The sequence below is a fragment of the Rhizobium laguerreae genome, from assembly GCF_019778565.1.
GTDB lineage: Bacteria > Pseudomonadota > Alphaproteobacteria > Rhizobiales > Rhizobiaceae > Rhizobium > Rhizobium laguerreae.
On record NZ_JAAXQT010000001.1, the window covers coordinates 793316 to 813255 of the forward strand.

Genomic DNA, 19940 nt, shown 5'->3' on the forward strand with positions numbered 1-19940 from the left:
AAGGGGAGAGAGATCATGGTCGAGATTCCATCCGACAGCGCAGGCGCCATCCCCTCTGCTGAAGTCGAGGATGTCGAGCTCTATCATCCGAAAAGCTGGTGGACGAAATATGTGTTCAGCCAGGATGCCAAGATCATTGCCGTCCAATATTCGCTGACGGCGATCGCAATCGGCCTGGTGGCGCTGGTGCTCTCCTGGCTGATGCGGATTCAGCTCGCCTTTCCCGGCTATTTCACCTTCATCGATGCCGATCACTATTATCAGTTCATCACCATGCACGGCATGATCATGGTGATCTATCTGCTGACCGCACTGTTCCTCGGCGGTTTCGGCAATTACCTCATTCCGCTGATGGTCGGCGCGCGCGATATGGTGTTTCCCTACGCCAACATGCTGAGCTATTGGATTTATCTGCTCGCAGTGCTGATCCTCGCCGCGGGCTTTTTCGCCCCCGGCGGACCGACGGGGGCCGGCTGGACGCTCTATCCGCCACAGGCCGTTCTCTCCGGCACGCCTGGCGGCAAGGACTGGGGTATCCTGCTGATGCTCTCCTCGCTGATCGTCTTCATCATCGGCTTCACCATGGGTGGGCTGAACTATGTGGTGACCGTGCTGCAGGGGCGGGCGCGCGGCATGACACTGATGCGCATGCCGCTGACGGTCTGGGGCATCTTCACCGCGACCGTGATGGCGCTGCTCGCCTTTCCCGCCCTCTTCGTCGCCTGCGTCATGATGATGTTCGATCGCTTGCTCGGCACGAGCTTCTTCATGCCTGCCATCGTCGAAATGGGCACGCAGCTGCAGCATGGCGGCGGCAGCCCGATCCTGTTCCAGCACCTCTTCTGGTTCTTCGGGCATCCGGAGGTCTATATCGTCGCATTGCCGGCCTTCGGCATCGTTTCGGACCTGATCAGCACGCATGCGCGCAAGAACATCTTCGGCTACCGCATGATGGTCTGGGCGATCGTCATCATCGGCGCGCTCAGCTTCGTCGTCTGGGCGCACCATATGTATGTCAGCGGCATGAACCCAGCCTTCGGCTTCTTCTTCGCCACGACGACGCTGATCATCGCCGTCCCAACGGCGATCAAGGTCTATAACTGGGTGCTGACGCTGTGGCGCGGCGACATCCACCTGACCCTGCCGATGCTCTTTGCGCTCGCCTTCATCGTTACCTTCGTCAATGGCGGCCTCACGGGCCTGTTCCTCGGCAACGTCGTCGTCGACGTGCCGCTGTCGGACACGATGTTCGTCGTCGCGCATTTCCACATGGTCATGGGGGTCGCGCCGATCCTCGTCATCTTCGGGGCGATCTATCACTGGTATCCGAAGGTGACGGGACGCATGCTGAACGACGTGCTCGGCCATATCCACTTCTGGATCACCTTCCTCGGCACCTATGCGATCTTCTTTCCGATGCACTATCTCGGCCTGCTCGGCGTGCCACGCCGCTATTTCGAGATGGGAGAGACGGCCTTCGTTCCGCCTTCGGCCGATACGCTGAATATCTTCATCACCGTCATGGCGCTAATCGTCGGGGCCGGACAGATGGTCTTCCTGTTCAATCTGGTCTGGAGCCTTTTCCGGGGCAGGGAGTCCGGCGGTAATCCGTGGCGGGCAACGACGCTCGAATGGCAGACGCCGCAGACGCCGCCCGCCCATGGAAACTGGGGAAAGGATCTGCCGGTCGTCTACCGCTGGGCCTATGACTACAGCGTGCCGGGGGCGGCCGAGGATTTCATTCCGCAGAATGTGCCGGCAAGCGGTGACGTCACACGGGAGGTTCCGGCATGAACGTCACGCTGATCTTCCTTGCCGCAGTCGCCGCCATTATCTTCTGGTGGCTTTCCGGGCAGCGATTGACCTCGAAGCCCTGGCTCGAAACCGGGTCGGTGCAGTTGCCGGGGCATGACGGCGCCGAGCGGCAAAGGCTGCCGGCGCCGGCGGTGAAAATCGGGCTCTTCGTGTTTCTCGGTGTCGTCGGCGCCGTCTTCAGCCTTGCCGTCAGCGCCTATTTCATGCGCATGGCGTCGACCGACTGGTGGGCGACGCCTGTTCCCCGGTTGCTCTGGGTGAACACTGCGGCACTGGCCTTAAGCAGCGCTGCCCTGCAATGGGCGAAAAGAGAAGCAGGGCATGGCCGCATGGAGGTGCTGCGACCGGCGCTTGCTGCAGGACTTGCGCTTGCCATCTTCTTCCTCGTCGGACAGATCCAGGCATGGCGGGAGCTGACGGCGGCCGGGTACGTGCTGGCCGATAACCCTTCCAACAGCTTCTTCTACATGCTGACCGGCCTGCACGGCCTGCATATCCTCGGCGGGCTTGCCGTGCTCGCGCACACGACAGTCAGGGCTTTTTCAACGGCTGTGGCGACGGACAGGCTGCGCCTCAGCGTCGATCTTTCCGCCATCTACTCGCATTTCATGCTCGCCGTCTGGCTCGCCCTCTTCGCGCTCTTTGCCGGATGGGCGAATGATTTCGTCGATCTCTGCCGCACACTGCTCAGTTAGGAGATTTGCAGATGGCACAGACTATCGATACACACGGCGAGCCCGACCTCCGGCCAGCCGGTCTGCGCGGTGTCGCCGCCGATTTCAGCTCGGATCAGCGCGCCTTCAAGACCGCCTCCTGGGGCAAGGCGATGATGTGGATCTTTCTCTTGAGCGACACCTTCGTGTTCGGCTGTTTCCTGATCGCCTATATGACCGCCCGCATGTCGACGCCGGTCGCCTGGCCTAACCCGAGCGAGGTCTTCGCGCTGCATATCGGCGGCCAGAACGTTCCGCTGATCCTGATCGCGATCATGACTTTCGTGCTGATCTCGAGCAGCGGCACCATGGCGATGGCGGTCAATTTCGGCTATCGCCGCGACCGCCGCATGACGGCGATGCTGATGCTGCTGACGGCCGTTCTCGGGGCATGCTTCGTCGGTATGCAAGCCTTCGAATGGACGAAGCTGATCACCGAAGGCGTGCGACCCTGGGAGAACCCGTGGGGGGCGGCACAGTTCGGATCGACCTTCTTCATGATCACCGGCTTTCACGGCACCCACGTCACGATCGGCGTCATCTTCCTGCTGATCGTCGCCCACAAGGTCTGGCGCGGCGATTTCGATGTGGAACGGCGCGGCTTCTTCACCAGCCGGAAAGGCCGCTACGAGGCCGTCGAGATCATGGGCCTCTACTGGCACTTCGTCGATCTGGTCTGGGTCTTCATCTTCGCGTTCTTTTACCTGTGGTGAGGTCGTCATGAGCGAGACAACAGCGCATGCACACATCGGGGGACAGCAGCCCCAAACCGGACAGCAGCACCCGATTCGGCTCTATCTCTTCGTCTGGGGCCTGCTCTTCGTGCTCAGCGCCCTTTCCTACATGGTCGATTATCTCGGCATCCAGGGCTATCTCAGGTGGACGCTGATCCTGGTGTTCATGATGCTGAAGGCTGGGCTGATCGTCGCCGTCTTCATGCACATGGCCTGGGAACGGCTGGCGCTCGTCTACGCCATCCTGCTGCCGCCGCTGCTGGTGCTGGTTTTCGTGGCGCTGATGGTATCGGAAGCAGACTACACGATCTTCACCCGGCTGGCGTTCTTTGGGGCTGGGCCGTAGGGTCTGCTGGGCAGGATGGAAAGATCGGAGCGGACTTCGGCCATGACCCAGGAAATCCGCCTTTTTGGCGCTATTGCCGTCCGACCCGCCGTCCTTGCTCTCATATCCCGGTTCGAAACGGACACAGGATTCACAGTTGCGGTCAAGTGGGAGCTCAATCCTGTCGTCAAGAAGCAGATTGAAGCTGGGGAGCCTTTTGACCTCGTCATCACCAATCCGAACCTGGTTGAGGATCTGGTCGTCTTGGAAAAATCAAGGCGGGGAGCGAGGTCGCGTTCGGCCGGATAGCAATGGGGGTGGCGGCCAAGGCAGGCGGTCGGCCGCTCGACATCGGGTCGGTGGAAGCATTCAAACATGCGTTGAAGAGCGCCAGATCGATCTCCTACGCCAGTGAGGGAAGTAGCGGCGGCTACTTCTCCGGTTTGCTGGAGCGCTTGGGAATAGCCGATGAGGTAAAGCCCAAGCTGGTCGCCATATCAGGAGGGCAGACCGCGCCGGCCGTAGGCCGTGGGGAGGCCGAGTTGGGCGTTGTTCCCGTGACGTCGATTCTCGCCGCCGCTCCCGAGGTCGTGCTTGTCGGTCGGTTTCCGGCAGAACTCCAAAGTTACATTGACTTCGCTATTGGCATCAGCGCCGATTCAACGGACGCAGAAGCGGCCAGGCAGCTGTCGGAATTTCTGACGTCGACAGCCGTCGACGATATTCTGGCGGCAAAGGGCGTCGAGCGCCGCTGAAAGCTGCTTGATAAGCAGCGATCGGTTCACGGTCATCGTCTGATTTTCAACGTCTCGAAGGTAGGGGGCTCCCCTTCTTCTCCCAGGACCGCAGCGCACGCCAGAGCACGGTGTTGTCTGCATAACCCAGCACACGCGCAATCTCGGACATCGGTGCGGCATGTCGGTCGCCGAGATAGTGGGCGGCGAGTGTCTGGCGGTGCTGGCGAACGAGATCGCGAAGCGACACGCCTTCCTCTGACAGCCGGCGCTGCAGGCTTCGCGGCGACATCTTCAGTTCGGCGGCAAGCGTTGCAACTGTCACCGGTTTGCGGCCGAGATAGATGCTGATCAGGGCCTGGACCTTTTCCTTGAGGATATCGCCGGCCGCTGGCTCGTTGACCAGATCGCCGATATGCCGCTCCAGGATTTCGATCAGGCTTTTGTCTTCCGCACGGTGTACACGGTCAGCCTCCGCCTTGTTCATGACGATCCGGTTGCTGGATTGGCCGAACAGGATGGGCGCGCCATAGATGCGTTCGAGCACGCCGGCGTCGCGCGGGGGGTGATGCTCGAGCTGGATTTCGATCGGCCGCCAGCCGCGACGGAAGCACGAACGGACGAGCTGACAGGAGGCGGCGATCGTGAATTCGCTGTCCTGCCGGCGCGGCCACATGCTGGGATCGACGATTCGGTAGCTCCAGACAAAATCGCCATTCTCCTCGAACACGCCGGAACTGGTAGCGCCCTGGACCGCGTTGACATATTTCGACAGCCGCTCGAAAGCGCTGCGAATGGTCGGCGAGAGCGCGAAGAGCATGCCGATGGGGCCGATGTCGGCGGGCTTGAACCCAGTGCCCATGCGGGCTCCCAGTGCCGGTTCACCGGTTATCGTCGCGGCCTCCTCGAACAGCGCGACATAACGGGCCATGGGCAGGACAGCGTAGGGATCTTCCAATTGCGAGCGCAGAATGCCGTGCGAAGCGAGAAGAAGGTCGGTTTTCCCGGATCTTTTATCGATTTGTTGCACCAGCGGGATCAAGACGGAGGCTCGAATTGAAGCAACTGCGGGCATGCGGCTGATCAAATGCGATGCAACTGCCATTTTCAGCGTCTCCGGTGACCTTCGTGGCGCGAATTATCGATTCATAGGCATAAACTGCAATTTCGGGGCCAGATCGCCGCGCTTACCTTCTTGCCAACAAACAAGCAAAGAGGGGTTCTCCATGACACTGGAAGCAAGCATGCCCGCACCATTATCGCCGGAGCGTCGTCTGGCCAGGAACTCGGTCGGTCTCGCCCACATCGTGTTCTTCGTCGTTGCCGCGGCCGCGCCGCTGACGGCTGTCGTCGGCGCTTCGCCGGCCGCCTTTGCCTTTGGCAATGGCGCAGGCGTTCCCGGCGCTTTCGTGCTTGCCGGCCTGCTCTACCTGCTCTTCTCGGTTGGCTTCACCGCCATGAGCCGGCATGTGGGCGGGGCAGGAGCCTTCTACACCTATATCACCCACGGTATTGGCAAGCCGGCCGGTGTGGGTGGTGCCTTCATGGCGCTGGTCACCTATAGCGCGGTTCAGATCGCCATCTATGGCCTGTTTGGTTTCTTCATGGCCAATGCCATAGCGCCGCTCGGGCTGGTCCTGCCCTGGTGGGCCTTCGCCTTCGCGGCACTCGTCGTCGTGCTGGTCTGCGGTCAGCGCAACATCGCCTTCTCAGGCGCGATCCTCGGCGTCTGCATGATTGCCGAAATCGCCATTTTGCTGGTTCTGGATCTTGCCATCGTCTTTTCTGGCGGCGGACCGCAAGGCATCACCTTCTCCTCCTTCATGCCATCGTCGGTCTTTGCGCCCGGTCTTGGTGTGGCGCTGGTCTTCGTCATCGGTTCCTTCATCGGCTTCGAAGCGACGGCCATTTTCGGCGAGGAAGCCGAGGATCCGGAAAAGACCATTCCCCGGGCCACCTATGTCGCGGTGCTGCTCATCACCCTCTTCTATGCCTTCTCCACCTGGGCAATCGTGCAATTCTACGGTCCGGGCAAGGTGCAGGCTGCTGCTGCTGCCAGCCTCGACAGCTTCTACTTCACTGCCGCCAATTCCGTGCTTGGCCCATGGTCGAGCCAGGTGATGAACGTGCTGCTGATCACCAGCCTGTTTGCCTGCATCCTGTCCTTCCACAATACGCTCAACCGCTATTTCTTCGCTCTCGGCCGTGAAGGTCTGGCCGCCAAGGTGCTTGGCAAGGTTCATACCAAACATGGCTCACCCTACGCTGCAGGTCTTCTGCAAAGTCTGGTCGCGGCCGTTGTCCTTGCCCTGTTCGTGATCTTCGGTGCCGATCCCTATACTGTCGTGTTCTCGTGGATGGCGGCGCTGGCAGGTATCGGTATTCTGCTGGTGCAGGTGCTTGTCTCCGTCGCGATCATCATGTTCTTTCGCAAGACGCCGAACAGCTACAGCGCCTGGACCACGATGACCGCGCCAGTGCTGGCGCTGCTCGGTCTCATGGGTTCGTTGGTGCTGGTCAGTTCCAATCTTTCACTCCTTTCCGGCAGCGAAAGCCCGATCGTCAAGGCTTTCCCCTATGCCATGGTGCTGGTGGGGATTTTGGGCGCGCTGTTTGCGATGCGGGTCAAGAGATCCAAGCCCGCTCTCTACGCCTCGCTTGGAAAGGTCTTCGAATGAGTGCGGTTGCTGAATTTGCATCCGTCGATCGCCTTCTGGTTCTCGCAGTCGCGATCCTTGCCGGCGCAACATTGCTGGTTGCCGTCGAGGCACACGCCTTCTGCTCTCTGTTCTGCATTCATGCAGACCAGATGATCGAGCCACAGATCTGCTCCGGTCGATCCTGATCACCGCAGCTTGCGACGCGCCATGTTGCGTCGTCTCTTCCAAAAACAAGAGGTATACCAATGGACGCCGTTGTCGCAGTTACCCATCCGCTCGATCCTTTGAGCCTCGACGAGATCGCTTCCGCCGTTGCCATACTCAAGGATAGGCAGACACTCGCAGCCACCTTCCGCTTTCCGATCACCCGGCTGGAGGAGCCGACCAAGGCGGATCTTGCCGCCTATCGCCTGGGCGACAGGCTGCCGCGGCTTGCCTTCATCCTGGCAATCGACATCAGCAATGGCGAAACCTTCGAGGGCATCGTAGACCTGACTGCCGGCACGGTGTCCTATATCCGGCTGCCTCTCGATGAACTGCCCTACGGTCAGCCGCCGATCATGCTGTGCGAATTCGAAACCGTTGAAGGCACCGTCAAATCCGATCCGCGCTGGATCGCTGCCGTCAAGAAGCGCGGCATTACCGACGAGGATATTCCGCTTATCCAGATCGATCCTTTTTCCTCGGGCTATTTTGGCCGCGAATTCGAGAAGGGAAAGCGCATCGTCCGCGCCGTGTCCTATTGGCGCGAGGATGTCCGAGACAACGGCTACGCGCATCCGATCGAGGGCGTGGTGGCGGTGGTCGATCTGATCACCAACCGAGTGGTCGATCTCGTCGACGACGAGAAGATCATTCCGGTTCCGAGGAAGAAGCGCAATTATGGCCGCGAAACCTTCCCGGAACCGCGGCCCGATCTCACGCCGCTGCATATCGTTCAGCCGCAAGGGCCGAGCTTTACGGTCGATGGCTGGAAAGTCGAATGGCAGAACTGGAGTTTCCGTGTCGGTTTCACTCCGCGCGAAGGCCTCGTTCTGCATGAACTCGGCATCAAGGATGAGGGCAGGCTGCGACCCGTCGTCTTTCGCGCCAGTGTCACGGAAATGGTCGTGCCCTATGCCGATCCGACCGCGAACCACTATTGGAAGAGCGCCTTCGATGCTGGCGAATATGGCCTCGGACGCCTAGCCAATTGCCTCGAACTCGGCTGCGACTGCCTCGGCCATATTCACTATTTCGACGTGCCGGCGGCGGATGATCTCGGCCAGCCCTTCATCATGAAGAACGCGATCTGCATGCATGAGGAGGATTACGGCATCCTCTGGAAGCATTACGAATTCCGCAACGGTATTTTCGAAGTGCGCCGTTCGCGCCGCCTCGTCATCTCCTTCTTCGCAACCGTCGGCAACTACGATTACGGCTTCTACTGGTATCTCTACCAGGACGGCACGATCCAGCTCGAAGCCAAGCTCACCGGCATCATCCAGACGGCGGCGGTCGCGACCGGCGAAACCTATCCATGGGGCGGCATGGTCGATGACAATCTCGGCGGTCCGACCCACCAGCATTTCTTCAATGCGCGCCTGCACATGGATGTCGACGGTGGTGACAATACCGTGACCGAGCATGAGTTCGTGCCGCGTCCCTGGGGCGAAGACAATCCCTATGGCAATGTCTTCGATACCAGGAGCCGGGTGCTGAAGCGCGAGCTCGATTCGCCGGCACTCGCCAATGGCGAGACCGGCCGTTACTGGAAAGTCTCCAACCCCAACATAAAGAACAGCATCGGCAATGCGCCGGGCTACAAGATTGTCGTCATGCCGTCGCCGGTCATGCTTGCCCAGCCGGATTCGACCGTTGCCCAGCGCGGCGGCTTCGCCAAGAAACACATCTGGGTCACGGCCTTCGATGCCAGGGAAAAATATGCGAGCGGCGATTATCCGAACGTGCATGCCGGCGGCGACGGCCTGCCGGGTTATGTCAAGCAGAACCGCGAAATCGAGAATGCCGATGTCGTGTTGTGGCATTCCTTCGGCCATACCCATGTCTGCAAGCCCGAGGATTTTCCGATCATGCCGGTGGAATATGCCGGTTTCACGCTGAAACCGAACGGCTTCTTCGCTTCCAACATTGCCATGGACCTGCCGCCGGAGGGAAACAGCCAGAGTGTCGACAATCGCCTGCTGCAACCTTCGGCCGATGACACCGGAAACGGTTCCTGCTGCCACACATAGCTGTAATGCTCGACGGCCTGGCGCGCGGCTGACGTCTTCCCGGCGAGGCGAGGCGCTGTAGAGGTGCAGAATGTGTGCCCTATTGTCCCACCCCGGAGGCTCCCTATGGCTGGGGTCTTGTTGTTTCGTCACGACAGGGGCTGACCCAAGGGGCGCGCGCGGTCGCCGCGAAGCCTCACACGGCAGGTCGGGAGAGCGTCAGCTCTGCCGGGCTGCTGCGATGAAATCGGCCGACTGGCAGATCAGCGCATCTCCCATGAAGGCCATGTTGGCGAATGAGCGCTCGGCGGCCTCGGCATCCCCGGCGCCGCAGGCGTCGCTGATGACGAGCGGCACAAGCCCGAGGTCGGCACCGTGGCGAACCGTCGGCTCGATGCCGATTTCGGTGGCAACGCCGCAAATGGCGAAGCTGGTCAGACCCAGATCGCGCAGAATGATCGACAAAGGCGTGCCTTCGAAAGCCGAAAAGGTGATCTTGTCGATCACCGCCTCGTCGTAGCGCGGCTGAAGTTCGGGCACGATCTCGAAACCTTCGCTTCCTCTGAGAAACCAGGGCTTGATGGCGGCCGGATCGTCGATCCTTTGCCAGGCCATGGCCTGACGGCGCTGGAAGGCGCCCATCAGAGCGAGCGGCATCGACATGTGCCGCATGAAGATGACGGGAAAGTTCGATGCCCGCGCGGCGGTCAGAACCGACAGGACACGGGCGGTGATGCCGGCGCCGTCAGGCATTTGCCGCATGATGCCGACCTGCATGTCATAGACGACGAGAGCCATTTGATCCGGCCGGCAGAAATCGCCGATCGTCTTGCCGGGGTGTTTGATGGAATGCATGCTCGGCCTCCTCTTTTCCTGCTTATGTAGAGGAGATGAATTGCGTCCGGCAAGCAGAAGGTGACCGTTTCCGGGGCGAGGCGGACATTGTCGGCGGCTTGGTCCGCGACTGACGTCTTTCCGGCGAAGCGGCGACGCTGTAGAGTGGCGATGCGCCCGACCGTCCCGCCCGGAGGCTTCTTATGGCTGAGATCCTTTTGTTCCATCACGCACAGGGGCTGACCCCGGGTGTGCGCTCGTTTGCCGACGATATCAGGGCAGCCGGTCACATCGTGCACACGCCTGATCTGTTTGACGGGCGCACATTCCCAAGCATCGAAGCGGGGATCGCCTATATCGGCGAAATCGGATTCGACGCCCTGCGGGAGCGCGGCGTGCGCCTCGCCGACGAATTACCTGCCGGGCTCGTCTATGCCGGGTTCTCCTTCGGTGTGCTGCCGGCGCAGAAGCTGGCGCAGACACGGCCCGGCGCCCGCGGGGCTCTGCTCTTCTATTCCTGCCTGCCGATCAGCGGCGAGTGGGCCTTCGGACCCTGGCCGGGGGGTGTCGCGGTGCAGATTCACGGCATGGACAACGACCCGATTTTCGTCGGCGAGGGCGACATCGACGCCGCCCGAGAGATCGTGGAGAAGGTCGAGGACGCGGAGCTTTTCCTATACCCAGGCGATCAGCACTACTTCGCCGACAGCTCGCTGCCGTCCTATGACGCGGATGCGACCGCGCTGCTCACCCTCCGCGTGCTCGAATTTCTGAATCGCGCTGATCCAGACATTCCGCGGGAGATCCGGTTTGGTTCCGGTATAGCCGTCCGGAGATAGATGCCGTTCATCCTGCAGCGCGGCTTCGGCGCGGAGCGGACTATTCCGACACCACGCAGAAATTGTTGCCTTCGGGATCATTCAAGACCGTGTAGCCATCCGCTTCCCGGACGAAGCTCGCTCCGAGGGATAAAAGCCGTTCTACCTCCCTGGCCCGATCGGGGGTGGCAATATCGAGATGCAGTCGGTTGCGGGCGGGACGTTCCCCCTGGCGAAGTTGGAAGCAAAGGCGGGTTCCGGGACCTTCGACCATCACGGTCGGGTCAGTCTCGGGTGTCAATCCGAGAGCGGCAAGGCGGTTCAGTTCGTCGTCGTCATATGGCATCACGTCGTAGCCATCGAGCGCCTCCGCCCAGAACCGGGCGACACGCGAGGGAATGTCGCAATCGATGACGATTTCTTTCAGCCTTGCCATGGAATCCTTCAAGGATTGTTGGGCCGGCGACGGCAAACGCGGTCGACGAGCGCGCCACCGACGGCCGGCAGCAATGCGAAAAGTAAGAGCTGCGGTGTCTCCGTCAGCGCCAACAGGCCAGACATGAGGAAGGCGACCAATAATCCTGCCAGCACCCCGGCTGCATAGGGAAGATAATCTTTCAAGAAAGCCTCCGTCTTGTGCTGATCTCAAACAGAAGGGCATTATTGGCTTGAGATAGAGATCTTTGCGGTATCGGCAATGGCTGGTTGCGGCCGAACCTCACGTCGTCCGATCGGTTTATGCGGACTGCCACCACGCTGGTTTACGCGACAGGTCGATCCAAACGACGTGAGCCGGTGCACGTGTTTTTGCAGGAGACGACCGATTTCTTTCGCGCTATGAAGACTGACCGCATATCCCCGCTACATCCGACACCGAGGTCCTTCACATGGCTTTGAAAATCCTTTTCGTTGGCGGTACCGGCCAGATTTCATATCCATGCGTCGAGCGCGCCGTGGTTCAGGGCCACGATGTCAGCGTCTATAACCGCAGTTTGAGAGGCGACCCATTGCCTGCGGGGGTTACCTCGATCGTCGGCGATCTCGCGGCGCCCGCCTATGCGGACTTGGCCAAGGCCAATTATGACGTCGTGTGCCAGTTCATTGCCTTTACGCCCGATCAAGTCGCGCGTGACATCGATGTGTTTGCCGGGCACTGCGGCCAGTACATCTTCATCTCTTCGGCTTCGGTCTATGAAAAGCCGCCGCGCCATTATGTGATTACCGAGCAGACACCGGCGATCAACCCCTACTGGCGCTATAGTCAGGACAAGATTGCCTGCGAGACGCTGCTCACGAATTCCGAGAATCTCGCCTGGACCATCGTCCGCCCCAGTCACACTGTTCGCACCGGCCTGCCGATCATGATGGGCGACAGCGATGTCATGGCGAGACGCATGCTGGACGGCGAGCCCACCATCGTAGCCGGCGATGGCCACACGCCCTGGACACTGACCCGCTCGGTTGATTTCGCGGTGCCCTTTGTCGGGCTTTTCGGCAAGCCGGCGGCGTTGAACGAGATCTTCCACATCACCTCCGACCGCGCCCACATCTGGAACGATATTCAAAAGACGATCGCCAGATTGCTTGATGTCGAGGCCAGGATCGTGCACGTGCCGACGGACACCCTGGTCCGGTACAATCCGGAGTGGATTGGGCCGCTGCGGGGCGACAAGGCATGGTCGGCGATCTTTGACAATTCAAAGGTCAAAAGCGTGGCGGGCGACTTCACCTGCGCCGAGAGCCTTGATGAAATTCTGGCGGAGCCGATCATGCATCTCAAGCAGCGCCTGGCCAAGAACCGTCCGCCAAGGGGCGATCTCGATGCTTTGGTCGATCGGATCTGCGCAGCACAAAGCGCACTCGGCTAGGCACCTCGCAGTAGAGCAACTTCATGGCATGCCGCTCACAAAAAAATCCCAGCCTAACGCGTCCTAAAACATGATGGAGGTCGCGCCGGCTGAGGATCTCGGCAATGATGGCCATCCATTCGCCACTTCGATCCTATCAGGCCATGCTGTTCATTCCGCTTCCTTTCGTCGTTGCCCTGCTGCTGCTCATCCTCTTCGTTGCCGTCCTCAGGCGCGACGAGGAGGCGCAGCCCAACCTGCCGTTTCTGGCACTGATCCTGCTCGCCGTGCTGCAATCCGTCCTCTCCGGCCTGCGCTGGGGCTATGGGGTGCAGGCGGTGGGCGTGATCGCGCCTGTCACCGCGGCGATGGTGCCGCCACTTGCCTATGCCGGGGTTTCCAGGCTGGTGAGGACGAGCCGGCGGCCGCTGCCGACGCGCATTGCACTGCATGCGGTGCCCGCCGCGGTCATCCTGCTTTTGATGGCGCTCCGGCGGGATGCGATCGATGTCGCGCTGGTGCTTGTTTTCGTCGGCTATGCCCTGGCGATCCTGCTTCTGATGCGGCCGGGCGCGGATGCGCTTCGGCTTGCGCCCTTCGAGGGAGCGGTGCCGGCCTATCGGGCCATCATCTTCGCGGCGGTGGCGCTGTGCCTGTCGGCCTCAGTCGATATCTTCGTCTTTCTCGATTTCACATGGGCGCATGGCGAGCATGCGCTGACGCTGATCAGCGTCAGCAATCTCGCGGTTCTCGTCATCCTCGGCATTGCGGCAGCCGCCGCCAGCCGAAGCCGGGCGCCGGCCGAGACGGTGGAGGCGGTGCTGAAGTCCGAAACGACCGAAGACAAGGAGACGATCGCCACGGTCGATGCGCTGATGGAGGCAAAAAAACTCTATCGCGATGCCAATCTCAATCTCGACCGGCTGGCCCGCAAGGCCGGCATTCCCGCCCGCCAGATCTCGGCGGCGATCAACCGGGCGATGGACAAGAACGTCTCGCAATATGTCAATGACTACAGGATCGGCGAGGCCTGCCGGCTGCTTGCCGCGAGCCAGAAATCGGTGACCGAGGTGATGTTCGAGGTCGGCTTCCAGACCAAGTCCAACTTCAACCGTGAATTCCGCCGGGTCACGGATATGACGCCGCTTGCCTGGCGTGAGAGGAAGGGCGGATCCGGCGTCTCTTCGGCTTCGTCCTGAAGTGACGCCTGTCCTCTCCCCAGCCTCATCCTGAGCGCCCCGTAGGGCCTTGAAGGACGGGGCTGGCAACCGCCGCTTCATCCAGCCAGTCCGTACCCACGCAATCACCCGCCCTCGTGGTTCGAGACGGCCCCCTTCGGGCCTCCTTACCATGAGGGCTGACCCCGGGTGCCTTGCTGCGCCAAGTACACAATCGCGATCGAGGACTGTCAGAAACGCGTTCGAGGTCGCGGTTTTGTCGCCGTTGGTCATTCTGGCGGCATGAACACGACATCAGAACATGACCGAGACCTTGCCGCCAAGCTGAGATCACTTTCGATCGAGCCCGCGGCCTTCAAGACGGAACCGCCGGAGCCCCATGTCCGGCGGCGGGTGATCCCCGGAGCGATGCTGGCCCTTGCCGCAACGGCATCTCTTGTGGTGGTGCTTCTCAATCGGCCCGAAACGCTGGGGTGCATCGAGACTATGCTTGCGGGACTCATAGACAAGGAAGAGGCCGCAATATCCGTCAATGGAAGCGACGTGCCCGCCGCCGGTCCTATCCGGGCTCCGCCCTCCAATAACCCAGCGGACAGGGCATTGCCGTCCCGGGAAGTCACCGGCTCCGGCTACGTCGTGGCCCCCGATATCGCCACCATCTTCTCCAAATATGAAGGTCGGATCGCTGCCGTCGAGGTTGAGGCGGGCGACAGGGTCGTATCGGGGCAGGTGCTGGTGCGGCTCGATGATGCCGGCGCCCGCTTTGCACTTCAAGGCGCCGAGATCGCCCGGCAGTCGGCGGAGTTGGCGCTGACGGCGAAGACTATTGAATTGGCGCAGGCGCGGTCTTCCCTCACGCGCACCGAGCGGCTGGCCGGGCGCGATGCGATGTCGGCGCAGACGCTGGAGGAGGCGAAGACGGCGTTCGACACTGCCGAGAATGCCGCCCTGCAGGCACGGCAGGACGTGGCCAAGGCCGATCTCGATATCGACAGGGCGCGCGAGCAGGTGGAAGCGCTGACCGTCCGGGCGCCGATATCAGGCACCGTCACCCGGCTTACCGCGCATGTCGGCAACACCGTGCTGTCGCGCGAGGACAGCGTGCGGGAAAATGAAAGCCTGCTTGCGATTGCCGACATGGCGAACATGGTTATCGATGCCGATGTGGCCGAGGCGAATATCGCCTTGATGCGGCCAGGCTTGCGTGGCGAGGCGGTGCTCGACGGCTTTCCCGACCGGCCCTTTGCGGTCGAAGTATCGAAGATCGCACCGATGATTTCGCGGGAAAAGGGGACGGTGACGCTTCGCCTGTCGCTCTCCTCGCCGCCGCCAGACATGCGCCCCGCCATGGCCGCGCGCATCCGCCTTCTGGTGGGTGAGGCCGGGGGTAACACAGACCATCAGCAAGGAGCAGAGCGATGACCGACACTCAAGAACCCTATATCGCGCTTCGCGGCGTCAGGAAGGCATTCAGGATCGGCTCGGAGACGATCCCGATCTTTTCCGGCCTCGACCTTTCCATAGCACGCGGCGATTTCGTCGCCGTCATGGGCCCGTCGGGCTCGGGGAAATCGACGCTGCTCAACATGCTCGGCGGCATCGACAGCCCCGACGGAGGGGAGATCAGGATCGGCCGCAGCCATCTCGAGCAGATGGGCGAAGGCGCCAAAGCCACCTGGCGGGCACACAGCATGGGCATCGTCTTCCAGTTCTACAATTTGCTGCCGATGCTGAATGCGGGCGAAAACATCGAGCTGCCGCTGCTGTTGAAACCGCTCAAGCGCAAGGAGCGGCGGGCGCGCGTCGAGACCGTGATGGATCTGGTCGGGCTCTCCGGGCGGCAGCGGCAGTTTCCATCCAGCATGTCCGGCGGGCAGCAGCAGCGCGTCGGCATCGCCCGCGCCATCGTCGGCGATCCGGATCTCTTGCTCTGCGACGAACCGACCGGCGATCTCGACCGGAAGTCTGCAAACGATATCCTGGAGATGCTCGGCTTTCTTAATCAAGAACTGCGGAAGACCATCATTATGGTGACGCATGATCCCAAGGCGGCTTCCTTTGCCCGGCGCACGCTGCATCTCAACAAGGGCGAATTCGTCGAGCAGGAAAGGTCGGCCCAATGACCTTCTTCCAGCTGATGCGCCGCAATGCCTGGCGCAAGCCGCTCAGGGCCACGCTTCTGATGTTCTCGGTCGGCGTCGCCTTCCTGATCTATGGGCTGACGGCGAGCTTCCTCAGCGGCTCGCAAGGGGCGGCCGGGGCGAGCGATACGCTGCTCGGCGTCTTCAACAGATCGGGGCGGGCGCAGCCGCTGCCGCTTACCTATCTCAACAGGATCGCCGCCGATAGCGATGTCGCCGCCGTCGCCTACATGACGCGCATGCGGGGCTTCGTCGATGTCGAGAAGAATGTCGTGATGACGAGCGCGGTCGATCCACGATTGATCGCCGCGGCCAATGGCGACGAGCTCGGGCTGACGCCGCAGCTGATATCAGCGCTGGAAGAGGGCCGTGACCGGGTGCTGGTCGGCCGGGCGCTGGCGGAGGCGCAGGGCTGGTCGGTCGGCCAGCGCATCGGGGTCACCAGCCACCTGACAAGGGAAGACGGCAGCCGCAACTGGAGTTTTGAGATCGCCGGCATCTTCGAAGGGGCCGACGCCAGCACCGACACCTATTTCATGATCGCCCGCTATGATGCCGTCAATGCGGCGCGCGCCCGCGGCAAGGATACAGTCGATGGCTTCGTGGTGCGACCGCGACCGGGTGTTTCATCCGGCGTGCTGGCGGCAAGGATCGACGCGCTGTTTGCCAATTCGGCGGCACCGACGCGCACTCAATCGGAAAAGCAGTTCCTCGAGGCTTTCTTGCGGCAGTTCGCCGATATCGGCCTGATCGTCAGCCTCGTCGTCGGCGCCGCCTTCGTGACGATCCTGATGATCGTGGTCAACACCATGCTCTTTGCCGTGAGGGAGCGCAGCTTCGAGATCGGTGTCATGAAGGTGCTCGGCTTTTCCAGGGGGCGGATCATTGCGTTGATCCTCGGCGAGACACTGTTCGTCTTCGCCGTCGGCGGGGCGGGCGGGCTCGTTCTCGCCAAGCTCGCGACGCTGTTTGCCGGGCCGGAATTCGGCCTCGCCTTCACCTCATCCGTGCTGGCGAAATCCGTCGCCATCATCGCCGCCCTCGGCCTCCTGACCGGCTTGCTGCCTGCCGTCAACGCCATGCGCCTGCCCATCATCAACGCCTTCAGATCGAGATAATCCAATGTCATCAGCGCTCAAGCAGATCTTTCTCATGATCAGAGTCAATCTCGGCAGCCTGCCGCGGCGGCTCGCGATCTCGCTGTCGATGGTGCTGTCGGTCGCGCTCGTGGTGGCGGTGCTTGCGGGTTTTCTCGCCATGGCCAGGGGCTTCGAGGCGACCCTTCAAGGCGCGGGTTCATCAGGCATCGCCGTCATTCTCGGCGGCGGCACCAACCAGGAGACCGGTTCCGATGTGCCGGCCGAGACGATCCGCAGCCTGACCGCCATGACCGGCGATATCGGCGTGGCGCGCAATGCCGCGGGCGGCTTGGCGCCCGTCGGCGGCCTGGCGCTGTCGCGCGAAATCGTCGTTCCCGTCGATGTCATCAGGGCAAGCGACGGTGCGGACCAAACGCTGTCGCTGCGGGGCATGGACCTGGCCGGGCCCGGCCTGCGCGACCGCGCCGCGCTGTCCCAAGGGCGGCTGTTTTCGCCGGGCGCCCGCGAGATTGTCGTCGGAGGGCGCATCGCCGATGAATTCTCCGGCTTCGCCATCGGCGACAGGGTGCGGCTCGGTGCGGTGGACTGGACGGTCGTCGGGCATTTCATCTCTGGCGGCAGCGCCTTCGAATCCGAGATCTGGGCGGATCTGGAGGCGGTGCAATCGGCCTTCGACCGGCAGGGACAGGTGCAGAGCCTGCGCGTGCGTCTCGATGGGGCAGGCGGGTTGCCTGTGTTGCAGGAGCATCTCTCCGCATTTCCCGGTGCGCCGCTCACCGCCCTCTCCGAGACCGATCTCTATGCCGCGCAATCTGAGCGTACCGCGAGCCTCATCCGCCTGTTCGGCTGGCCGCTGGCGCTCTTGATGGCGGTCGGGGCAACCGCCGGCGCTTTGAATACGATGATGAGCTCGGTCTCCGACCGCGCGATAGAGATCGCCATGCTCCGCCTGCTCGGCTTCGGCCGCCTGCCGGCCTTCACTGCCACCTGGGTCGAGGCCGTGGCTCTCGCGATCACCGGCGCCGCCCTCGGCATCCTCGCCTCATGGGTCGCCTTCAACGGCTGGCAGGCCAGCACGATGGGCGCCAACAATACCAAGATGGCCTTCCAGCTCGACGTCACCGCCGACGTCGCGCTCACCGCCGGCCTGCTGGGACTTGCCATCGGCATAATCGGCGGCGCGTTGCCGGCACTTGCGGCGACACGGCTGCCGCTGACCTCGGCTTTGCGGGCGAGAGGGTAGAGGCTGGCTGTCTAAATCTTCCGGGCGGGTCACATCATCACGGCGACCGTCCTGATCGGCCCGAAGGAGACATCCGCAACAGGCGGAGTGCCGCCGCCGCATATGTGCAGCCCACGGAAACTATGGCATAACTAAGCCATGGCAATGAATGTCTTGGCGGTGCATCGCGACACGGTCGGGACGGAACAGGCGGCAGGCAATTCGCTTGCCGCCGCCTATTCCGTGGGCGTTCTCTGCTGGCTGCTGTCGGCCGGCGTCTATATCGCGGCAAAATGGGTTTCTACCGAGATGCCGCCCTGGGCGCTCTGCTTCTGGCGCGTGCTGATCGCCTTCGCGATCCTGATGCCGATCGTGCGCCGGCATTTTGGCGACATGGTCGCGCTGATGTGGGCTCGCCCGCTCGAACTGCTTCTCATTGGCGGTGTGGGACTGGCGATCTGCCAGGGCATGATTTTTGTCGGCCTCGAACATGCCGATGCCACCACTGCCGGCATCATCATCGCCCTGATCCCGATCATCACCATGATCCTTGCCCGTTTGATGCTGGCCGAGCCGATGGGACGCTGGCAGGTGATCGGATCGATCCTGGCCTTTCTCGGGATCGTGGTCATCATCATCAAGGGCAGTCCGGCCGCGCTGATGCGGCTCGACTTCAACCCGGGTGAACTGTGGATCGTCGCCGGCGCGTTCTGTTTCAGTCTTTATACCGTCCTGCTCCGCCGCGCGAAATTCGACATGAATCGCCTTGCGCTCCTGGTGCTGCTGCTCGGTGCGGCGGTGCTGACGGCGCTGCCCTTCTACCTGTTCGAGCTATTCTCAGACGAGCGCTCGACGCTCAACGGCAGCGGGCTCATCGCGCTCGCCTATGTCGCGATCCCCGGCGGGGCGGTCATGTACTACCTCTTCAATCGCAGCATCGAGGCACTGGGCGCGGCTCGGGCGGGCGTCCTCCTCTACATTCAGACCATCTTCATAGCCGTGCTCGCCTATCTGATCCTCGGCGAGCAGTTGCAACGCTATCACCTCGAAGGCGCGGCACTCATCATCGCCGGCTTGCTTCTCATCATCCTGCTGAAGCCGAAGATCAGGGCCGAAGCGGCTACTGCATAATTCCTTAAATCGGATCGATTTAAGGATAAAATTATGCGGCAATTCAAAGTGCTACAGCGTCCTTTGCGCGTCTGAAAAGACGCGCGGCGCTGTAGGCCTGAGGTCTCCCCATCGCTGCGACATGGTTGCCGCTGACCTCGGCTTTGAGGGCGAGGGGGTAGGGTTTCACCTTGGAGTGCGCCTTTCGCTTACGCTCAAGGCGTTCGTCGCTGGCGCTCCTCACCTCCTGAGCGCAAGCGAAGGCAAGAATCACATGGCGCACAGATGGAAGGCGACGTGTGCGTTGCGCAAACACGCCGCGATTTATTCACCTCGAAGTCGCCGATTTCTCGGCCCAAGTTGTAACTTTTGTCACACCAGGCAATTGCCTGTGGAATGAGGCGCGCGAACCCGCCCGCTGCCGCATTGACAACATCTTATCGCCTTCTTGCCGTGGCCGGTTTGCCCCCGCCGCATCCGATTGGCCGATCCTGGA

19 protein-coding genes and 1 pseudogene are annotated in these 19940 nt (G+C 61.8%); 16 read left to right on the plus strand and 4 right to left on the minus strand.

The genetic code is table 11. From position 1 onward, the window contains the following. The first annotated feature begins 15 nt into the window (after positions 1 to 15). From ctaD to HFO71_RS03925, 5 genes and pseudogenes are all read left to right on the plus strand, one after another. The gene (gene ctaD, locus HFO71_RS03905; protein ID WP_168271271.1) at positions 16 to 1794 is read left to right on the plus strand and encodes a cytochrome c oxidase subunit I; all 1779 of its coding nucleotides are present in this window, start codon (positions 16 to 18) and stop codon (positions 1792 to 1794) included. After that, the gene (locus tag HFO71_RS03910; protein ID WP_131642731.1) at positions 1791 to 2510 is read left to right on the plus strand and encodes a cytochrome c oxidase subunit 3; all 720 of its coding nucleotides are present in this window, start codon (positions 1791 to 1793) and stop codon (positions 2508 to 2510) included. Before ctaD ends, HFO71_RS03910 begins: the two co-directional genes overlap by 4 nt. Before the next feature lie 11 nt (positions 2511 to 2521). Further along, complete coding sequence (locus tag HFO71_RS03915) at positions 2522 to 3241, plus strand: heme-copper oxidase subunit III family protein (protein ID WP_017961022.1); 720 nt, start codon at positions 2522 to 2524, stop codon at positions 3239 to 3241. 7 nt (positions 3242 to 3248) lie between these two features. Continuing rightward, entirely contained in the window at positions 3249 to 3608 is a 360-nt protein-coding gene (locus HFO71_RS03920; protein WP_077978592.1) for a cytochrome C oxidase subunit IV family protein, read from the plus strand. Between the two features lie 42 nt (positions 3609 to 3650). Further along, a pseudogene (locus tag HFO71_RS03925) lies at positions 3651 to 4342 on the plus strand (molybdate ABC transporter substrate-binding protein). 46 nt (positions 4343 to 4388) lie between these two features. Here the strand turns inward: HFO71_RS03925 and HFO71_RS03930 are convergent. Beyond that, positions 4389 to 5426, minus strand: coding sequence for an AraC family transcriptional regulator (locus tag HFO71_RS03930; protein ID WP_170268630.1), 1038 nt, complete (start codon positions 5424 to 5426; stop codon positions 4389 to 4391). A 121-nt stretch (positions 5427 to 5547) separates the two neighbouring features. Between HFO71_RS03930 and HFO71_RS03935 the strand changes: the two genes are divergently transcribed. The 3 genes from HFO71_RS03935 to HFO71_RS03945 are packed head-to-tail and all read left to right on the plus strand — an operon-like array spanning position 5548 to position 9215. Next, positions 5548 to 6999, plus strand: a complete 1452-nt coding sequence (locus tag HFO71_RS03935) for an APC family permease (protein ID WP_168287112.1) — start codon at positions 5548 to 5550, stop codon at positions 6997 to 6999. Continuing rightward, positions 6996 to 7166, plus strand: a complete 171-nt coding sequence (locus HFO71_RS03940) for a hypothetical protein (RefSeq protein ID WP_168259241.1) — start codon at positions 6996 to 6998, stop codon at positions 7164 to 7166. Before HFO71_RS03935 ends, HFO71_RS03940 begins: the two co-directional genes overlap by 4 nt. Positions 7167 to 7226: 60 nt before the next feature. Beyond that, complete coding sequence (locus tag HFO71_RS03945; RefSeq protein WP_077978587.1) at positions 7227 to 9215, plus strand: primary-amine oxidase; 1989 nt, start codon at positions 7227 to 7229, stop codon at positions 9213 to 9215. A 198-nt stretch (positions 9216 to 9413) separates the two neighbouring features. Here HFO71_RS03945 and HFO71_RS03950 read toward each other — a convergent pair whose 3' ends face one another. Then, complete coding sequence (locus tag HFO71_RS03950; RefSeq protein WP_168259240.1) at positions 9414 to 10049, minus strand: cysteine hydrolase family protein; 636 nt, start codon at positions 10047 to 10049, stop codon at positions 9414 to 9416. Between the two features lie 182 nt (positions 10050 to 10231). On the opposite strand from HFO71_RS03950, the gene HFO71_RS03955 reads away from it, so the two are divergent. Beyond that, positions 10232 to 10867 (plus strand): dienelactone hydrolase family protein, encoded by a 636-nt coding sequence (locus HFO71_RS03955; protein WP_221987537.1) that lies wholly within the window; start codon positions 10232 to 10234, stop codon positions 10865 to 10867. A 40-nt stretch (positions 10868 to 10907) separates the two neighbouring features. Here HFO71_RS03955 and HFO71_RS03960 read toward each other — a convergent pair whose 3' ends face one another. Further along, entirely contained in the window at positions 10908 to 11282 is a 375-nt protein-coding gene (locus tag HFO71_RS03960) for a VOC family protein (protein ID WP_168259238.1), read from the minus strand. Positions 11283 to 11290: 8 nt separating this feature from the next. Beyond that, complete coding sequence (locus HFO71_RS03965) at positions 11291 to 11467, minus strand: hypothetical protein (RefSeq protein ID WP_221987538.1); 177 nt, start codon at positions 11465 to 11467, stop codon at positions 11291 to 11293. A gap of 266 nt (positions 11468 to 11733) precedes the next feature. Between HFO71_RS03965 and HFO71_RS03970 the strand changes: the two genes are divergently transcribed. From HFO71_RS03970 to HFO71_RS04000, 7 genes are all read left to right on the plus strand, one after another. Beyond that, the gene (locus tag HFO71_RS03970) at positions 11734 to 12714 is read left to right on the plus strand and encodes an SDR family oxidoreductase (RefSeq protein ID WP_131642723.1); all 981 of its coding nucleotides are present in this window, start codon (positions 11734 to 11736) and stop codon (positions 12712 to 12714) included. Between the two features lie 104 nt (positions 12715 to 12818). Further along, positions 12819 to 13892: a helix-turn-helix transcriptional regulator gene (locus tag HFO71_RS03975; protein WP_077978582.1), complete on the plus strand. Its 1074-nt coding sequence runs from the start codon at positions 12819 to 12821 to the stop codon at positions 13890 to 13892. 168 nt (positions 13893 to 14060) lie between these two features. After that, on the plus strand, positions 14061 to 15293 hold the full coding sequence (locus HFO71_RS03980) for an efflux RND transporter periplasmic adaptor subunit (protein ID WP_221987539.1): 1233 nt from the start codon (positions 14061 to 14063) through the stop codon (positions 15291 to 15293). Continuing rightward, positions 15290 to 15994, plus strand: a complete 705-nt coding sequence (locus HFO71_RS03985; protein WP_131642720.1) for an ABC transporter ATP-binding protein — start codon at positions 15290 to 15292, stop codon at positions 15992 to 15994. Before HFO71_RS03980 ends, HFO71_RS03985 begins: the two co-directional genes overlap by 4 nt. Then, on the plus strand, positions 15991 to 17130 hold the full coding sequence (locus tag HFO71_RS03990) for an ABC transporter permease (protein ID WP_025395076.1): 1140 nt from the start codon (positions 15991 to 15993) through the stop codon (positions 17128 to 17130). Before HFO71_RS03985 ends, HFO71_RS03990 begins: the two co-directional genes overlap by 4 nt. A gap of 4 nt (positions 17131 to 17134) precedes the next feature. Then, entirely contained in the window at positions 17135 to 18355 is a 1221-nt protein-coding gene (locus HFO71_RS03995) for an ABC transporter permease (protein ID WP_168259235.1), read from the plus strand. A gap of 138 nt (positions 18356 to 18493) precedes the next feature. Then, positions 18494 to 19465 carry a DMT family transporter gene (locus tag HFO71_RS04000; protein ID WP_168259234.1) on the plus strand — a complete coding sequence of 324 codons (972 nt, stop codon included), beginning with the start codon at positions 18494 to 18496 and terminating at the stop codon, positions 19463 to 19465. The last annotated feature ends 475 nt before the right edge of the window (positions 19466 to 19940 follow it).